This is a genomic window from Bacillus sp. FAU20 (genome assembly GCF_056033865.1).
The window spans coordinates 939,097-957,805 of record NZ_JBVYHY010000003.1; the positions used below are offsets into that span (position 1 = coordinate 939,097).

13 protein-coding genes are annotated in these 18,709 nt (G+C 35.2%); 12 read left to right on the plus strand and 1 reads right to left on the minus strand.

The genetic code is table 11. The features are described from left to right. Positions 1 to 308 precede the first annotated feature (308 nt). From rny to mutL, 11 genes are all read left to right on the plus strand, one after another. Positions 309 to 1,874 carry a ribonuclease Y gene (rny, locus tag AC0OM3_RS05355; protein ID WP_000099769.1) on the plus strand — a complete coding sequence of 522 codons (1,566 nt, stop codon included), beginning with the start codon at positions 309 to 311 and terminating at the stop codon, positions 1,872 to 1,874. A gap of 162 nt (positions 1,875 to 2,036) precedes the next feature. Continuing rightward, entirely contained in the window at positions 2,037 to 2,831 is a 795-nt protein-coding gene (locus AC0OM3_RS05360; protein ID WP_001221095.1) for a TIGR00282 family metallophosphoesterase, read from the plus strand. Between the two features lie 149 nt (positions 2,832 to 2,980). Next, entirely contained in the window at positions 2,981 to 3,241 is a 261-nt protein-coding gene (gene spoVS, locus AC0OM3_RS05365) for a stage V sporulation protein SpoVS (protein ID WP_000404341.1), read from the plus strand. Between the two features lie 58 nt (positions 3,242 to 3,299). Continuing rightward, the gene (locus tag AC0OM3_RS05370) at positions 3,300 to 4,223 is read left to right on the plus strand and encodes a dipeptidase (protein ID WP_474211158.1); all 924 of its coding nucleotides are present in this window, start codon (positions 3,300 to 3,302) and stop codon (positions 4,221 to 4,223) included. Positions 4,224 to 4,447: 224 nt separating this feature from the next. Continuing rightward, positions 4,448 to 6,205 (plus strand): 2-oxoacid:acceptor oxidoreductase subunit alpha, encoded by a 1,758-nt coding sequence (locus tag AC0OM3_RS05375; protein WP_000625417.1) that lies wholly within the window; start codon positions 4,448 to 4,450, stop codon positions 6,203 to 6,205. Beyond that, complete coding sequence (locus AC0OM3_RS05380; protein ID WP_000190155.1) at positions 6,192 to 7,058, plus strand: 2-oxoacid:ferredoxin oxidoreductase subunit beta; 867 nt, start codon at positions 6,192 to 6,194, stop codon at positions 7,056 to 7,058. The genes AC0OM3_RS05375 and AC0OM3_RS05380 overlap by 14 nt, the downstream gene beginning before the upstream one ends. A gap of 429 nt (positions 7,059 to 7,487) precedes the next feature. Then, on the plus strand, positions 7,488 to 9,017 hold the full coding sequence (gene miaB, locus AC0OM3_RS05385; protein WP_001005391.1) for a tRNA (N6-isopentenyl adenosine(37)-C2)-methylthiotransferase MiaB: 1,530 nt from the start codon (positions 7,488 to 7,490) through the stop codon (positions 9,015 to 9,017). A 3-nt stretch (positions 9,018 to 9,020) separates the two neighbouring features. After that, entirely contained in the window at positions 9,021 to 9,452 is a 432-nt protein-coding gene (locus AC0OM3_RS05390) for a YlbF/YmcA family competence regulator (protein WP_000870461.1), read from the plus strand. Between the two features lie 125 nt (positions 9,453 to 9,577). Next, positions 9,578 to 10,120 (plus strand): outer spore coat protein CotE, encoded by a 543-nt coding sequence (gene cotE / locus AC0OM3_RS05395; RefSeq protein ID WP_001288799.1) that lies wholly within the window; start codon positions 9,578 to 9,580, stop codon positions 10,118 to 10,120. 180 nt (positions 10,121 to 10,300) lie between these two features. Further along, the gene (mutS, locus tag AC0OM3_RS05400; protein ID WP_474211159.1) at positions 10,301 to 12,973 is read left to right on the plus strand and encodes a DNA mismatch repair protein MutS; all 2,673 of its coding nucleotides are present in this window, start codon (positions 10,301 to 10,303) and stop codon (positions 12,971 to 12,973) included. An 8-nt stretch (positions 12,974 to 12,981) separates the two neighbouring features. Next, positions 12,982 to 14,925: a DNA mismatch repair endonuclease MutL gene (mutL, locus tag AC0OM3_RS05405; protein WP_474211160.1), complete on the plus strand. Its 1,944-nt coding sequence runs from the start codon at positions 12,982 to 12,984 to the stop codon at positions 14,923 to 14,925. Positions 14,926 to 15,203: 278 nt separating this feature from the next. Here mutL and AC0OM3_RS05410 read toward each other — a convergent pair whose 3' ends face one another. Continuing rightward, on the minus strand, positions 15,204 to 15,389 hold the full coding sequence (locus AC0OM3_RS05410) for a hypothetical protein (RefSeq protein ID WP_000461135.1): 186 nt from the start codon (positions 15,387 to 15,389) through the stop codon (positions 15,204 to 15,206). Positions 15,390 to 15,893: 504 nt separating this feature from the next. Here AC0OM3_RS05410 and AC0OM3_RS05415 point away from each other — a divergent pair. After that, a complete protein-coding gene (locus tag AC0OM3_RS05415) occupies positions 15,894 to 18,677 on the plus strand; it encodes a dynamin family protein (protein ID WP_474211161.1) in 2,784 nt (927 codons plus the stop codon). Positions 18,678 to 18,709: the final 32 nt, after the last annotated feature.

Genomic DNA, 18,709 nt, shown 5'->3' on the forward strand with positions numbered 1-18,709 from the left:
TACTTTTTAAATTTACATCACATTCAAGGCTGGAGGTAAAGAAAGTAAAAGTAGACAACGCTTGACAATGAAAATTACGATAGATACAATGAGAATGTATATTTTTTCTTATATACGATATACTCTTCTCAAGAAGAGAAGTAATATTCGGAGTAAGGTTTAAATCTTACCGAAATAATAATATGACATTTTAATTGTGAAATGAAGAAAGTCCCTTAAAAAAGCGGGACGACGGTCTTTGCTGTATGTTGTAATTTAATGTACATGCCGACAGTCTTTTTTCATTCATAGCAAGGGGAGGTGAAATCATGAGTAGTACAGTTTGGATACTCATCTCCATTTTGCTTGCAACAACAGTCGGTGCAGTTGTTGGCTTTTTTGTTCGAAAGTCTATTGCTGAAGCGAAGATTAATGGTGCGGCTAATGAAGCGAAACGTATTCTAGACGAAGCGAATCGTGAGGCTGAAGCACTTAAGAAAGAAGCGCTTTTAGAAGCAAAGGATGAAATTCATACACTTCGTACAGAAGCTGAATTAGAAATTCGTGACCGTAGAAGCGAATTACAAAAACAAGAAAATCGTTTAATGCAAAAAGAAGAGAACCTTGATCGTAAAGACGAAACGCTCGATAAACGCGAGCAGCAGTTAGAGAAGAAAGAGGATTCTCTTGTAGCGAGACAACAACAGATTGAAGAGTTGGAAAGCAAAGTGGGAGAGTTAGTTCAAAAGCAACAAACGGAATTAGAGCGCATTTCCAATCTGACACGCGAACAAGCGAAAGCAATTATTCTTGGTAAAGTAGAAAATGAAGTTTCTCATGAAATCGCTGTTATGGTAAAAGAAAGTGAAGTTCGCGCGAAAGAAGAAGCGGATAAGAAAGCAAAAGAGATTTTATCTCTTGCAATGCAAAGATGTGCAGCTGATCATGTTGCTGAAACAACCGTTTCGGTTGTAAATCTTCCAAATGACGAAATGAAGGGACGTATTATCGGGCGTGAAGGTCGTAATATTCGTACGTTAGAAACGTTAACGGGTATTGACTTAATTATCGATGATACACCAGAGGCGGTAATCCTTTCTGGATTCGACCCAATTCGTCGTGAAACAGCTCGTATCGCTCTTGATAAACTAGTACAGGACGGACGTATTCACCCAGCGCGTATTGAAGAGATGGTCGAAAAATCAAGACGTGAAGTGGACGAGTATATTCGCGAAGTCGGAGAGCAAACAACGTTTGAAGTGGGTGTTCACGGATTACATCCAGATTTAATTAAAATTTTAGGCCGTTTAAAATACCGTACAAGTTATGGTCAAAACGTCTTAAAACACTCTATGGAAGTTGCATATTTAACTGGACTTATGGCGGCAGAGCTTGGCGAGGATGAAAAACTAGCAAGACGTGCTGGTCTATTACATGATATCGGAAAAGCGATAGACCATGAAGTAGAAGGTAGCCACGTTGAAATTGGTGTTGAACTCGCAACGAAATACAAAGAGCATCCTGTAGTTATAAACAGTATCGCATCTCACCATGGTGACACAGAACCAACTTCTATCATTGCAGTTTTAGTTGCAGCAGCAGATGCTTTATCAGCTGCAAGACCGGGAGCTCGTAGTGAAACACTTGAAAACTATATTCGTCGTCTTGAAAAGTTAGAAGAGATTTCAGAGTCTTATGAAGGCGTTGAAAAATCATTTGCAATTCAAGCAGGACGTGAAGTTCGTATTTTGGTAAAACCAGATACAATCGATGACTTAGAAGCTCATCGTTTAGCTCGTGATATCCGAAAACGTATTGAAAATGAACTGGATTACCCAGGACATATTAAAGTAACTGTTATTCGTGAAACGCGTGCAGTGGAATACGCAAAATAAAGTGGTGAAACACCACTTTATTTTTTTGTGTTGGAATTGGATAAAATAAAGACAGTTAGTTATATAGCATAAAAGTGAAACAAACTTATAATAAAGATATTATAAGGAATTTACTTGATGCTATAGCAATAAAAAATGCAGTACATAGAAAGGGTAAGACATATGAGAATATTATTTGTTGGGGATGTAGTAGGATCTCCTGGTAGAGGTATGATTCAACAATACGTACCGGCATTAAAGAAAAAATATACACCTACAGTAACAATCATTAATGGAGAAAACGCAGCAGGTGGCCGTGGGATTACAGAAAAAATATATCGAAACTTTTTAGAGTGTGGGGCGCAGGCAGTTACACTTGGAAACCACGCTTGGGATAATCGTGAAGTATTTGAATTCATCGATGATGCAAAATATCTTGCAAGACCAGCAAACTTCCCAGAAGGAACTCCAGGAAAAGGACTTATATTTGTGAACTGTAATGGAACAGAAGTTGCAGTTATTAACTTACAAGGACGTACTTTCCTTCCTCCAATTGATTGTCCATTCCGTAAAGTGGATGAATTAATTAATATTGCGAAAAAGCGTACGAATATTATATTTGTTGATTTCCATGCGGAGACTACAAGTGAAAAACAAGCGCTAGGTTGGTATGTAGATGGACGTGCTACAGCAGTAGTAGGTACGCATACGCATGTCCCTACAGCGGATAACCGTATTTTACCAAGCGGAACGGCATACATTACAGATGTTGGGATGACAGGGCCGTATGACGGAATATTAGGTATGGACAGAGAAGCAGTATTGAAGAAGTTTTTAACAAACTTACCAGTACGATTTGAAGTAACAAATGGTAGAACGCAATTAAGTGCAGTGTTAATTGATGTGGATCCAAATACAGGAAAAGCAAAGAAAATTGAACGTATTTTAATTAATGACGATCAACCATTTTTTGAGTAAATTTTCGTTAAATTTTAGATAAGTTATTATATTTTAATTTTTTAGAAAAATTACGAAAATTTAGCAGGAATACGCGCCATTCCTCGTGAATATAAGTTAAAGTGAAATAATTGCTAATACTTTTTAAAGAAACGAGGAGGAAACGCGGAATGGAAATATTAAAAGTTAAAGCAACGTCGGTCCCTAATTCTGTAGCTGGTGCACTTGCAGGTGTTATTCGCGAACGCGGAACAGCAGAAATTCAAGCTATTGGTGCAGGTGCATTGAACCAAGCTGTAAAGGCAGTAGCAATCGCAAGAGGATTTGTAGCGCCTAGTGGTTTGGACCTGATTTGTATCCCAGCGTTTACAGATATTATGATTGATGGCGAAGAGCGTACAGCAATAAAATTAATTGTAGAACCTCGTTAAGTTTAAACAACCTGTTTGCAGTATGCAAACAGGTTGTTTTTATAATGGAGGAATGAAAATGAAAATTTTTGATGCTCATTGTGACGTGCTTCTTCAGTTATGGAGTGCACAAGGGAAAAGGAATTTTAAAGATGATTCAAAATTACATATTACATTTGAACAGTTAAAGAGAAGAAAAGGAAGTATACAATGTTTTGCTATATATGTGCCAGAAACAGTGGCATATGAAAACCGATTTGAAGTAGCATTACAAATGGTGGATATTTTTTATAATGAAATTTTATCCCTACCAGGTGTAAAGTTTATTCAGACAAAAGATGATATTAACGTGTTAAAACAGGACGAGGTTGGAGCGATATTAACACTAGAAGGATGCGAAGCAATTGGAAAAGATGCAATGAAATTACGGTTGTTGTATCGCCTAGGAGTACGTTCTTTTGGACTGACATGGAACTATGCCAATTTCTTAGCTGATGGTGCGCTAGAGACGCGTGGGGCGGGTTTAACGACTTTTGGTAAACAAGTTGTACAAGAACTTAATACGTTACATGTATGGACTGATGTGTCTCATCTGAATGAAAGAAGCTTTTGGGATGTGATAGAAATTGTAAAAAATCCTATTGCCTCCCACTCAAATTGTATGAAACTTTGTGAGCACCCACGTAATTTGAATGATGAACAACTTAAAGCTCTTATAAAGAAAAATGGCATGATCGGTGTCACTTTTGTACCACAGTTCCTAACGGATGAAAATGAAGCAAATATAACAGATATAATAAAACATATCGAATATATTTGCTCGCTAGGTGGAGAAAACAATATAGGGTTTGGTTCAGATTTTGATGGGATTGTAGATACAGTTGTAAATGTATCAGCGTATCGAGATTATGAAAATGTAATGAACGAGCTTTGCAAACACTATGCTGCATCTACTGTAGAACGATTTTTATATGATAATTTTGTAGAACATATGAGTTTCTAAATTTTGACTTAAAATTCAGAAAAATTAAAATTAATTCATTTGATTTTATTGCTTTTTTTAAGACCTAATACTAGAATGAAAAACAAAATAGCTTTATACTAAAGATTCAGGGAAATCAGAAGAGGCATAATTTGCGTCCGTTGTAGTTTATTTGCATAAAAAATGCTAAACTATTACTGTAAAAAAATACACTACAATGAATGCAGCCAAAAGGGGTGTAGGAGATGATTAGTCAACTTTCATGGAAAGTTGGAGGCCAACAAGGTGAAGGAATTGAAAGTACAGGAGAAATCTTCTGTATTGCATTAAACCGATTAGGATATTACCTATACGGTTACCGCCACTTCTCATCACGTATAAAAGGCGGCCATACAAATAATAAAATTCGTGTAAGTACAACAGAAGTACGAGCGATCTCAGATGATTTAGATATTTTAATTGCTTTTGACCAAGAAACAATTGATTTTAATTTCCACGAACTACGTCCAGGTGGAATTGTAGTTGCGGATGCGAAATTTAATCCAACAATACCTGACAATACAGATGTAAATCTATATGTGATACCGTTTACAGATATTGCTTCGGAATTAGGCACATCATTAATGAAAAACATGGTTGCTGTTGGAGCATCAAGTGCAGTATTAGGATTAGATGAAACAGCTTATTTAGATGTTGTTGAAGAAATCTTTGGTCGTAAAGGAGAGCAAGTCGTTCAAAAGAATATGGACGCAATTAAACGTGGCTCTCAATATATGAAAGAATTACTAGGTGAGAAAGTAAACATGATGCAGCTTGAAAAAGCTGATGGTAAAAAACGCATGTTTATGATTGGAAACGATGCAATTGCATTTGGTGCGGTAGCTGGTGGTGCTCGTTTTATGTCAGCATACCCAATCACACCTGCATCAGAAATTATGGAATATTTAATTAAAAAATTACCGAAAGTCGGCGGAACAGTAATCCAAACTGAGGATGAAATCGCAGCTTGTACAATGGCAATCGGTGCAAACTATGCTGGTGTTCGTACATTAACGGCATCTGCTGGTCCTGGTCTTTCATTAATGATGGAAGCAATCGGTTTAGCAGGTATTACAGAAACCCCATTAGTAATTGTTGATACACAACGTGGCGGCCCAAGTACAGGATTACCAACGAAGCAAGAACAGTCTGACTTAATGGCGATGATTTACGGTACGCATGGTGAAATTCCAAAAATCGTAATGGCGCCAAGTACAGTTGAAGAAGCTTTCTATGACATTGTAGAAGCATTTAACTTATCTGAAGAATATCAAGTTCCTGTTATTTTCTTAACAGATTTACAGCTTTCGTTAGGAAAACAAACAGTAGAACCACTTAAATTAGATAAAGTGGAAATTCGTCGTGGTAAGCTTGATTTAGAAGCAGAATTACCAGAACGTGAAAATAAAGCATACTTCAAGCGTTATGAAGTAACAGAAGACGGCGTTTCACCGCGTGTTTTACCTGGTATGAAAAATGGTGTTCACCATGTTACAGGTGTAGAACATGATGAAACTGGAAAACCATCGGAATCAGCAATAAACCGTAAAGATCAAATGGACAAACGTTTCCGTAAAATGGAGAACTTGAAGTTTAATACCCCTGTTTATAAAAATGTTAAGCATGAAGAAGCAGACGTATTGCTTGTTGGATTTAACTCAACTCGTGGTGCAATCGAAGAGGCAATGACGCGTTTAGAACAAGAGGGTATGAAAGTAAACCATGCTCATGTGCGTTTAATTCACCCGTTCCCAACAGCTGAAATCGATCCACTTGTGAAAAAGGCGAAGCGTGTTGTAGTAGTAGAAAACAATGCAACAGGTCAGCTTGCTAACATTATGAAAATGAATCTTGGTAATGGTGAGAAAATTTCTAGTCTTTTAAAATATGATGGAAACCCATTCTTGCCGAAAGAGATTTACAACGAATGCAAAAAAGGGGTTGTATTAAATGGCAACATTTAAGGACTTTCGTAACAGTGTAAAGCCAAACTGGTGCCCAGGTTGCGGAGACTTCTCAGTGCAAGCTGCAATTCAACGTGCAGCAGCTAACGTTGGCTTAAATCCAGATGAACTTGCTGTTATTTCTGGTATCGGCTGTTCAGGCCGTATTTCAGGTTATATTAATTCATATGGTGTGCATAGTATTCATGGTCGTGCCCTTCCGATTGCACAAGGTGTGAAAATGGCAAATCGTGATTTAACAGTTATCGCTTCAGGTGGTGATGGTGATGGATTTGCGATTGGTATGGGACATACAATCCATTCTATTCGTCGTAATATCGACATTACGTACATCGTAATGGATAACCAAATTTACGGATTAACAAAAGGGCAAACTTCACCACGTAGTGAAGCTGGATTTAAAACGAAAAGCACACCACAAGGTTCAATTGAACCATCACTAAATGTAATGGAAATGGCTTTAACAGCTGGTGCGACATTTGTGGCGCAAAGCTTTTCGAGTGATTTAAAAGAATTAACACAAATTATTGAAGCTGGTATTAACCATAAAGGATTCTCATTAATTAACGTATTTAGCCCATGTGTTACTTACAATAAAGTAAATACTTACGATTGGTTTAAAGAGAACTTAACGAAACTAAGCACGGTAGAGGGATATGATCCATCTAATCGTATGATGGCTATGCAAACGTTAATGGAAAATAACGGTTTAGTAACAGGTTTAATTTATCAAAATACTAAGCAACCATCATATCAAGAACTTGTTAAAGGCTATAGTGAAGAGCCTTTAGTGAAATCTGATTTAAATATGGATCAGAAAATGTTTGATGAGCTTGTTGCTGAATTTATGTAATGTAAGAAGAGGAGGTTGCCAATTTGGCAACCTTTTTTATGCGCAAAAATATAGGATAGTCTTGTTTACTTAGAAAATTCAGAATGGTAAAATAATATATAAATCGTTGTATGAAAATAGCAAGTTCATTGCTTATGAAATGTAAGATAATAAAGGACCTCTTTATTGTTAAAATTGGCGAAATACATCATACTATGGTAATGTTTATAGGGATAAAGCAATATGCTTTTGGGTAGGACAACAAGAAATGATAAAAAGGGAATGTCTATTTGCGTGGGGAAGACTTCATTCTTATGAATGATTAGATTGATTACTCAAGTTTCAAAGGACAAGTTATCTCTCAAGCTATCTAACCATTTTTGAGGTGAGTCTAGGCGCATTAAAATGGACTATAGAGTATGTATAGTTAAGGGTGAAAGGAGATTACCGATGAACGAGCAACAACGATTAGCAAGTCAACAAGCAAATTCCTCTACGAAAAAAGAAGAGAAAGATTATAGTAAATACTTTGAAAGTGTATATCAACCACCTTCCTTAAAGGATGCGAAAAAGCGGGGGAAAGAAGAAGTTAAAATTGAACGGGATTTTGGCTTACCTGAAGAGTTTCGCAATTTTGGTACAGGAAGAAAATTCTATATTCGTACATATGGTTGTCAAATGAATGAGCATGATACGGAAGTAATGGCAGGTATTTTCACAACGCTTGGATATGAACCAACTTTTTCAACTGAGGATGCAGATGTAGTTTTATTAAATACTTGTGCGATTCGTGAAAATGCTGAAAATAAAGTGTTTGGTGAACTAGGCCATTTAAAGTCACTCAAACGAAGAAATCCGGACCTTTTAATTGGTGTATGTGGTTGTATGTCTCAAGAAGAATCTGTTGTAAATAAAATTATGCAAAAAAATCAGCATGTAGATATGGTATTTGGAACGCATAATATTCATAGATTACCGTACATTCTAAAAGATGCGATGTTCTCGAAAGAGACGGTAGTTGAAGTATGGTCAAAAGAAGGTGACGTAATTGAAAACCTTCCGAAAGTACGTCGTGGTGACATTAAAGCTTGGGTAAATATTATGTATGGCTGTGATAAGTTCTGTACGTATTGTATTGTACCGTATACACGAGGAAAAGAGCGAAGCAGACGTCCAGAAGATATTATCCAAGAGATTCGTCATTTAGCTGCAAATGGTTATAAAGAAATTACGTTACTTGGACAAAACGTAAATGCATATGGTAAAGACTTTGAAGATATAGAATACGGTCTTGGCGATTTAATGGACGAGCTCCGTAAAGTTGATATTGCCCGTATTCGTTTTACAACGAGTCATCCACGTGATTTCGATGATCACTTAATTGAAGTGCTTGGCAAAGGTGGCAACCTAGTAGAACATATCCATTTACCAGTTCAATCTGGAAGTACAGATATGCTGAAAATTATGGCGCGTAAATATTCGCGTGAGCATTATTTAGAACTTGTAAGAAAAATTAAAGAAGCAATTCCAGATGCAGTATTAACGACAGATATTATCGTTGGTTTCCCAAATGAAACAGATGAGCAATTTGAAGAAACGATGTCGTTATATCGTGAAGTAGGATTTGATACTGCCTTTACATTTATTTATTCTCCTCGCGAAGGTACACCAGCTGCAAAAATGAAAGATAATGTACCGATGGAAGTGAAGAAAGAACGTCTTCAACGCTTAAATACACTAGTAAATACGTTGGCAATTGAAAAGAATAGTCGTTATAAAGGTCAAATTGTAGAAGTGTTAGTTGATGGGGAAAGTAAAAATAATCCGGAAGTACTTGCAGGTTATACTCGTACGAATAAACTTGTAAACTTCGTCGCTTCAAAATCTTTAATTGGTCAGCTTGTGAAAGTAAAAGTAACGGAAGCAAAAACTTGGTCTCTTAACGGGGAATTAGTTGAAGAGCCGATTGAGGTGAAATAATAGATGAAAGTATATTCGAAAGATGACATTGTTGAACAAGCGAAAGAATTAGCAAAAATGATTTCTGAAACAGAAGAAGTTGATTTTTTTAAGAAAGCAGAGGCGCAAATTCATAAAAATGAAAATGTAAAGCGCGCAATCGATGAAATTAAAGCACTGCAAAAACAAGCTGTAAACTTGCAACATTACGGGAAATGGGAAGCTTTAAAAAAGGTAGAAGCTGAAATTGATGCATTGCAAGATAAGTTAGACAGTATTCCAGTCGTACAACAATTTAAATCTTCACAAACATACGTAAATGACTTATTACAGTTAGTTGCTAGTACAATTTCTAACAACGTAACAGATGAAATATTAATTTCAACTGGTGGCGATGTACTAAAGGGTGAAACTGGCGCAGCGGTAGAAAGTAAAAAAGGAAATTGTGGTTGTTAAAGAGATGTCATATTGACATCTCTTTTTTTTGTGGATTAAACGTAAGTTCTTCTCAAAAAAAGAATGACACATTCCGCTATTGTCACGCATATGATTAAGTGAATAGTGATTGAGGAGGGTTACGAATGTCCGAATTTAGAGAGATTATTACAAAAGCAGTGGTTGGAAAAGGACGTAAGTATACAAAGTCAACGCATACATGTGAATCGAATAATGAACCAACAAGTATTTTAGGGTGCTGGGTAATTAACCACTCGTACGAAGCAAGAAAGAATGGAAAGCATGTGGAAATTGAAGGTTTCTATGATGTGAACACTTGGTATTCATTTGATGGAAATACAAAGACTGAAGTTGTAACAGAACGTGTGAACTACACGGACGAAGTAAGTATTGGTTATCGTGATAAAAACTTTTCTGGTGACGATTTAGAAATTATTGCTCGTGTTATTCAGCCGCCAAATTGTTTAGAAGCACTTGTATCACCAAATGGTAATAAAATTGTTGTAACTGTAGAACGTGAATTTGTAACAGAAGTAGTTGGAGAAACGAAAATTTGTGTAAGTGTAAATCCTGAAGGCTGCGTAGAATCAGATGATGATTTCCAAATTGCTGATGATGAATTTGAAGAATTAGATCCAAACTTTATCGTTGATGCAGAAGAAGAGTAATAGAAAGCTAGGGAGAAGTTCTTCCTAGCTTTTTACTTTACATAAGTGGCGCTGAATGAACATGATTCTTTATGAAATATGTTATAATGAAGAAAGACTCCTGAAATAGGAGATAAGAGTGTCCGTGAAATGCGACATATATGAAAATAGATTATCATGTAAGAATTATGGAGGAAAAGTATGACTCAATATACGCCTATGATACAGCAATATTTAAAGGTTAAGGCAGATTATCAAGATGCCTTTTTATTTTTTCGCTTAGGCGATTTTTATGAAATGTTCTTTGAGGATGCTGTAAAAGCAGCTCATGAACTTGAAATTACATTAACGAGCCGAGATGGCGGTAGTAGTGAACGTATACCAATGTGCGGTGTACCGTATCATGCGGCTAAAAACTATATTGAACAACTTGTTGAAAAAGGATATAAAGTAGCTGTTTGTGAGCAAGTAGAAGATCCAAAAACAGCTAAAGGTGTAGTACGTCGTGAAGTAGTACAATTAATTACGCCAGGAACGATGATGGAAGGGCGTACAATTGATGAGAAAGAAAACAACTTCTTAGCTGCATTAACACATTTTGAAGATGGATCATATGCATTAGCTTGTAACGACTTAACGACTGGACAAAATACAGTAACGTTATTGACTGGTTCAGTAGAAGATATTTTATTAGAAGTGTATGCAACTGGTTCGAAAGAAATTGTTGTTGATTCTTCATTTTCTAAAGATGAACTAAACAAGTTAACTGAAACATTGAAAATGACGATTTCGTATGAAGATGCAACGGCAATTCCGGAAGGATTAGAACATCTTGTGAAAAATGTTTCACAAGCAAAATTAATTAAAGCAGTTGGACGTTTAGTTAACTATGTAATAAGAACGCAAAAACGTTCTTTAGATCATTTGCAACCAGTAGAAATTTATTATACGAATCAATTTATGAAAATTGATGTACATTCAAAGCGAAATTTAGAACTGACAGAAACACTTCGAACGAAAGAAAAAACAGGATCACTATTATGGTTATTGGATAAGACGAAAACAGCTATGGGTGGTCGTATGTTAAAACAGTGGATGGAACGTCCACTTATACAGAAAGAAAGAATTGAAGAGCGTTTAGAAATGGTTGAAACGTTTGTAAATGATTACTTCTTACGTGAAGATTTAAAAGAAAAGTTAAAAGAAGTATATGATTTAGAACGTTTAGCAGGAAAAGTTGCATTTGGTAACGTAAATGCAAGAGACTTATTACAATTAAGACGTTCATTACTTCAAGTACCAGCTATTTTAGAAGCAATTAGTTTGTTAGATAACGCTTATGCATCGAGATTAATTCAAGGTGCAGATCCATGTGAAAGCTTAACAGAATTACTAGGAAGAAGTATTCAAGAAAACCCACCGCTTTCGATTAAAGATGGAGATATTATTAAAGATGGTTATAATGACAAGCTTGATCAATATCGTTACGTTAGTAAAAACGGGAAAACGTGGATTGCCGAGCTTGAAAAAAGAGAACGTGATATTACTGGAATTAAATCGTTAAAAATCGGATACAACCGTATTTTCGGTTACTACATTGAAGTAACGAAAGCGAATCTTGCAGCACTTCCAGAAGGTCGCTATGAGCGTAAACAGACGCTTGCTAATGCTGAACGTTTCATTACAGATGAACTGAAAGAAAAAGAAACGTTAATTTTAGAAGCTGAAGAAAAGATTGTACAGCTAGAATACGATTTATTTACAGCACTTCGTGAAGAAGTAAAAGTATTTATTCCGAAATTACAACATTTAGCGAAAGTAATTAGTGAATTAGACGTACTGCAAAGTTTTGCGACAGTTAGTGAAGAAGAACAGTTTGTAAAACCTGTACTGACAACAAAGCGCGAAATCTTTATTAAAGATGGTCGTCATCCTGTCGTTGAAAAAGTATTGAACGGGAAATTGTATGTACCGAATGATTGTATTATGCCAGAGAATATGGATGTCTTTTTAATTACAGGGCCGAACATGTCTGGTAAAAGTACGTATATGAGACAATTAGCACTTGTAACGGTTATGTCGCAAATCGGTTGTTTCGTACCAGCAACAGAAGCAGTATTACCTGTATTTGACCAAATCTTTACGAGAATTGGTGCAGCAGATGATTTAATTTCAGGTCAAAGTACATTTATGGTCGAAATGTTAGAAGCGAAAAATGCAATTGCAAACGCATCTGAAAGAAGCTTAATTTTATTCGATGAAATTGGACGCGGTACATCTACGTATGATGGTATGGCACTTGCACAAGCGATTATTGAACATATTCATGACCAAATTGGTGCAAAAACGTTATTCTCTACGCATTATCACGAATTGACGGTGTTAGAAGAGAGTTTAGATCAACTGAAAAATGTACACGTTTCAGCAATTGAAGAGAATGGAAAAGTAGTATTCCTTCATAAAATTCAAGATGGAGCAGCTGATAAGAGTTACGGTATTCACGTTGCGCAACTTGCGGAGCTTCCAGATAGCTTAATCGCTCGTGCGAAAGAAGTGTTAGCACAACTAGAAGGACAGGAAGAAATTATTATTCCAAAGCGTACAGAAGTGAAAGTACAAGAAGTTACTCCAGATGCTGTAGTTGTAAAAGAAGAACCAGTAGAAATACAAGAGACGAAAGTAGAGGCTGAAGAAGAATCACAACTATCGTTCTTTGGCGCAGAGCAGTCTTCGAAAAAACAAGACAAGCCAGTTCTAGATGCAAAAGAAACGGCAGTACTTGCGCAAATTAAAAAAATCGATTTACTTGATATGACACCTTTAGAAGCGATGAACGAATTGTATCGCTTACAGAAAAAGTTAAAGAAAGGATGAGTAAGTAGATGGGGAAAATTCGCAAACTCGATGATCAACTCTCTAACCTAATTGCGGCAGGGGAAGTAGTAGAGCGCCCTGCTTCAGTCGTAAAAGAACTTGTGGAAAATTCTATCGATGCGAATAGTACATCTATTGAAATCCACTTAGAAGAAGCTGGGTTATCGAAAATTCGTATCATTGATAACGGTGATGGTATTGCAGAAGAAGACTGTATCGTCGCTTTTGAACGTCATGCAACGAGTAAAATTAAAGATGAAAACGATTTGTTCCGCATAAGAACACTCGGTTTCCGCGGTGAGGCATTGCCGAGTATTGCTTCAGTTAGTGAATTAGAATTAATTACTAGCACAGGTGATGCGCCTGGTACACACCTTATTATTAAAGGTGGAGACATTATAAAGCAAGAGAAGACTGCGAGCCGAAAAGGAACAGATATTACAGTACAAAACTTATTCTTTAATACTCCAGCACGTCTTAAATATATGAAAACCATTCATACAGAGCTCGGAAATATTACAGATATCGTGTATCGTATTGCAATGTCACATCCAGAAGTATCGTTAAAACTGTTTCATAATGAAAAGAAATTGCTTCATACGTCAGGTAACGGTGATGTAAGACAAGTACTTGCATCGATTTACAGTATTCAAGTTGCGAAGAAGCTTGTTCCAATTGAAGCTGAATCTTTAGACTTTACAATTAAAGGCTATGTAACATTACCAGAAGTAACGAGAGCATCTCGTAATTATATGTCAACGATTGTAAATGGTCGTTACGTTCGAAACTTTGTATTAATGAAAGCAATTCAGCAAGGGTACCATACATTACTGCCAGTTGGCCGGTATCCAATTGGCTTCTTATCGATTGAAATGGATCCAATGCTAGTTGATGTTAACGTACATCCAGCGAAATTAGAAGTTCGTTTTAGTAAAGAACAGGAATTACTAAAGCTGATCGAAGAAACATTGCAAGCGGCATTTAAAAAAATACAGCTTATTCCAGATGCAGGTGTAACAACGAAGAAAAAAGAAAAAGACGAAAGTGTGCAAGAACAGTTCCAGTTTGAGCATGCGAAGCCGAAAGAACCATCTATGCCGGACATCGTTTTACCGACTGGCATGGATGCAAAACAAGAAGAACTGCAGACTGTGAAACAGCCAGCGCAGCTTTGGCAACCACCGAAGCAAGAATGGCAACCACCACAGTCACTCGTGAGAGAAGAACAAAGTTGGCAACCATCCACTAAACCGATAATTGAAGAGCCAATTCAAGAAAAGAAATCGTGGGACAGTAACGAAGAGGACTTTGAACTAGAGGAATTAGAAGAAGAAGTTCGGGAAATAAAAGAGATTGAAATGAACGGGAATGACTTACCACCGCTTTATCCAATTGGACAAATGCATGGAACATATATTTTCGCTCAAAATGATAAAGGCTTATATATGATTGACCAGCATGCCGCGCAGGAACGTATTAATTATGAATACTTTCGTGATAAAGTAGGAAGGGTAGCGCAAGAAGTACAAGAATTACTTGTACCGTACCGCATCGATTTATCTCTTACTGAATTTTTACGTGTCGAAGAGCAACTAGAAGAACTAAAAAAAGTTGGTCTATTCTTGGAGCAATTTGGCCATCAATCCTTTATCGTCCGCTCGCATCCAACGTGGTTCCCGAAAGGACAAGAAACAGAAATTATCGATGAAATGATGGAGCAAGTTGTTAAACTAAAAAAAGTTGATATTAAGAAGTTACGTGAAGAAGCAGCTATCATGATGAGCTGTAAAGCATCCATTAAAGCGAATCAATATTTAACGAACGATCAAATATTTGCTTTACTGGAAGAACTACGTACAACAACAAACCCGTACACATGCCCGCACGGAAGACCAATTCTTGTGCATCATTCTACTTATGAGTTGGAGAAGATGTTTAAGAGGGTTATGTAGAGTGAATAAAATTATATTTCAAAAGGGAGCAACATTTACTGTTGCTCCCTTTTGATATGTAGATTTAATTGTTAAACGAAAATATGGTGGAGTAATTTTACAGTTTATTTCTTGGTTGCGTTAGCTTAAATTTATCTATGTATAAAAAAGCGCTGTATACAGCACTTTTTAAAAGGTGCATGAATTGTCTAATAAAGATTTCTACATTACTAACCAAATAACTATGCATGGTTAAATGTTGCTTCTTATTTGGCTAATTGTTATAAGGGTCTATACAATTATTTATTTTTATTATTATTGATTTTTTCAGTGTATAGAACTTGCTCTTTATAATGCTTCTTAATTGGGAAAGTATGTGTACCAGAGCCGTTCTTGAATTTTTTATCAATGGGGTTCTTTAGAGGAACTGTTGTAGTTTCAGTAAATTCATATGGGTAGTTTATTTTAGATTTATCTTCAAACATGAAAATGCCTCCTTTTAGGATTTCCTAAATTCTTTACTATAACATGATATGCATATAGATTTTTTTTGGACTAGTTATTTATATAGGTTAATGGAATTTAATTACATAACTACTGAAACATTTTAAAGGAAAACAATTGGAGAAAGAAATGGTATGAATAGATGTTGGCTCCTATTGTTGTTTTTTTGTTTGACAGCACAGTGAATTATGCATATAAATTCGTTATAGATTGTTTTTATAATATGGTTTATATGGGGTTTTCCTGATAATATAATGTGGAATATTATAGTGTTATTAGGTTATTAGGAACATTTAATGCTGTTTCATAACTGAAAGGGAATTGAAAAAAAACTGAAATTTTTCTCATAAAAATTCAATCTAACTTGAAAAATGAAAGGAAAATGAAATTTTCCAAAAGATATTCTTTGTTAAGATAAAAAGCATACATACAAAAAGTACTGATATATCTTAAAAATGTATTTTCAAGATATAGTGGGGGAAAAGATGAGATTAGAAAAACAATTAATAAAAAAGATGTATTATGAGACATTCCTAATGGAGAATGAAACAAAGCCAACTCTTGACGTACTTGGACAAGCTTATGTAAACGAAGAAAAAAATGAGATTTCTGATGGGTCTTATATTCGTTTTGCGCAAGGTGAATTTTATTATCGTCATCAAGATTTTGAAGCAGCTATTTTTAAATGGGAGAAGGTTAGTAATGAATTAGCACCATGGGCACAAAAAAATATTGCGGATGCTTATTTTGAACTTAATCAGTTATCATTTGCTGAAAACATTTATACTTCTATTACTACTGATAATAAAATATTGATGACCGAAATTAGGCTACAATTACTTTCTCTTTACATTGAGCAAAATAATTTTGACTCAGCTTTCGGTGTTATTAAAGAAGCAGTTTCTTTAAATCCTGATTATCCGAACGTAACAAAAATTGCCCGTTCCTTTTATGAGGAACAACAAGATTTTGATAGTGCAGTAGAGCTTGCTGTGAATGAGTTAATTCGAATAGAATCGTATCCGTGGTTTGAGGTGTTAAAAGGATATATCGATAAAGGATTTACTAAACATATTTCACCAGATTATTTTTATGATGCATTAGTTACATTAAATAATGTAGATCAAGTACAATTTACGCAAATGGTTTCATCACTTTGGAACAGTTATAGAAATGAACAAAATTACTTATTATGGCTTAATACAATAAATGAATTTTTCTTACATATTGAAATACAATCGTCTGATATATGGAACAAAGTTTCTGCACTTTACGAAGAAACGTACTTTGCATTAATTCAAGGTCAATATACGCTTAGACAATTAAACGATATCATACCAAATCTGTTAGCAAACTGGTTAAAGGTAGTCAATCCATCTTATGCTGTATTTCCATCTGCAGCTGTATTGGCATGGGATGAGATTTTCCCTTCCAAAATAGATTCAGCAAATATAGAACATGCGGAAAACTTACTGTCACATTCTATTAATCATGTAAATGGCTTAGAGTACAGCTTACCCCTTTTTGAATCTATTACACAGTGGGCACAAAAGCAGAATATAGAAATAGGTCACCGATTTAAATGGTTAGTTGACGAGCTCGCAGATTTAAGAACAAATCGTATTTTAGTAACAGGAACTTCAGGGAACGGAAAAACTACATTTATTAACTCTATATTAGGAGAAAATATATTAGAAAAATCAATTTCAAATGTAGTAGTTTTAAAAAATGATGCTCATACAGAAATTAATGCCATAACAGACTCTGCAATTACAACAACGGAAGATGTCTCTGATTACTATAATATGATGTCTCAACACCATCAAACATATAGAGATAGAGCATGTGTTGAATTTAAATTACCATGCCGATTTTTAAATGAAAATAAACTTACATTTGTAGTGACACCTGGCTTTAATAGGAATAACGACACTAGAGATGAAATATTCGAATATTTGAATTCTGTAGACGAATTACTATTCGTATTGAATGCGGATTCACCTTTTACTGACAAAGAACGTGACATTCTATTAAGCATTCAAGAACATACACCAAATTTACAAATTCATTTCTTATTAAATAAAATCGATAACATATACAGTGAAGCAGAAGTGAAAAGAGTATTATATGATACGCAAGCGAGAATAAACACATATTTCCCGCAAGCGAGAATTTTCCCTTACTCTTCGCTATATACAAGTAGTCAACAATTAAATGATTTAACTGAGTTTATTCATTTTAACTTTAATCATAAAAATATGGATGCAGAACGTACTGAAAAGCTATTGTTCTTCATTCGAAAAACAATTACATATCTTTTGGATAAACGCGTTGAGAAAGAAAATAATTTAGTGGATGCGATTAATTGGAATGAAGATATGCTAGTGAAACTAAACGGTAGCATTAATAACCTTACTACATTTGAGAGGGAAAAAATTCATTTCATTACACAATCATATCGTTCAATGAAGACTGAAATTACAAATGATCTTACCGAAAATATTCCGAAGATATTAAAGAGCTGTTCTAATTTAATTAGTGAAGAAAGTGATTTCGGACACATGGATACGGAACTAAATAAAGCAATGAATGAAAGAGTGCATAAATATTTAGAACAAACTGTATTACCTAATCTTGCTCTTTCTATGCAAAATTGGATTGCAACTTCTAATAATGAGCTTCTTCAAAGTCAAACGTATTTAGAAGAACTTAGTGAAGGGCTTAATTCACTATTTGGAGAAAATAAAATACAGTTAGAATGTGACTTTAAAGTGCTTGATGACTGGCGCAGAGATACTGACAGGATGACGACTAGAATACAAATGGATGAAGTAAATATTTTACGTCGATTTACGCCAGCACAATTTTTACTAAAAAGTGCCGGTAAATTATTTGGAGTTCTTCCTAAAAATAAATCTATGCTATATAACAAATATAAACAGTATGTAGAAAATGAAGATTATACTGAAGTAACGGCTTCTATTATGAAGAAATTTTTCTTGCAATTTGAGCTGTTTGAAAACACACAAGAGCGAGATATTAATATATTCTTTAGGAATTCATTTAACTCCTTAAAGCAAGCTGTAGAAAATACGCAATTAGAAATACAAGAAAAACAAGAGATGTTACATAAAATGAAATCAAATCCTGAAGTTTATCATGATTCTATTATGCTCTTTGAATTGAGATTGCGTCAATGTGAAGTAATTTTAAATATAGGTAATGATAATACCTATACAGATGTAGCTTTAGAAACAAGTGTAGAATAAAAGTAAAAGGGAGCAACTGTAATAAGTTGCTC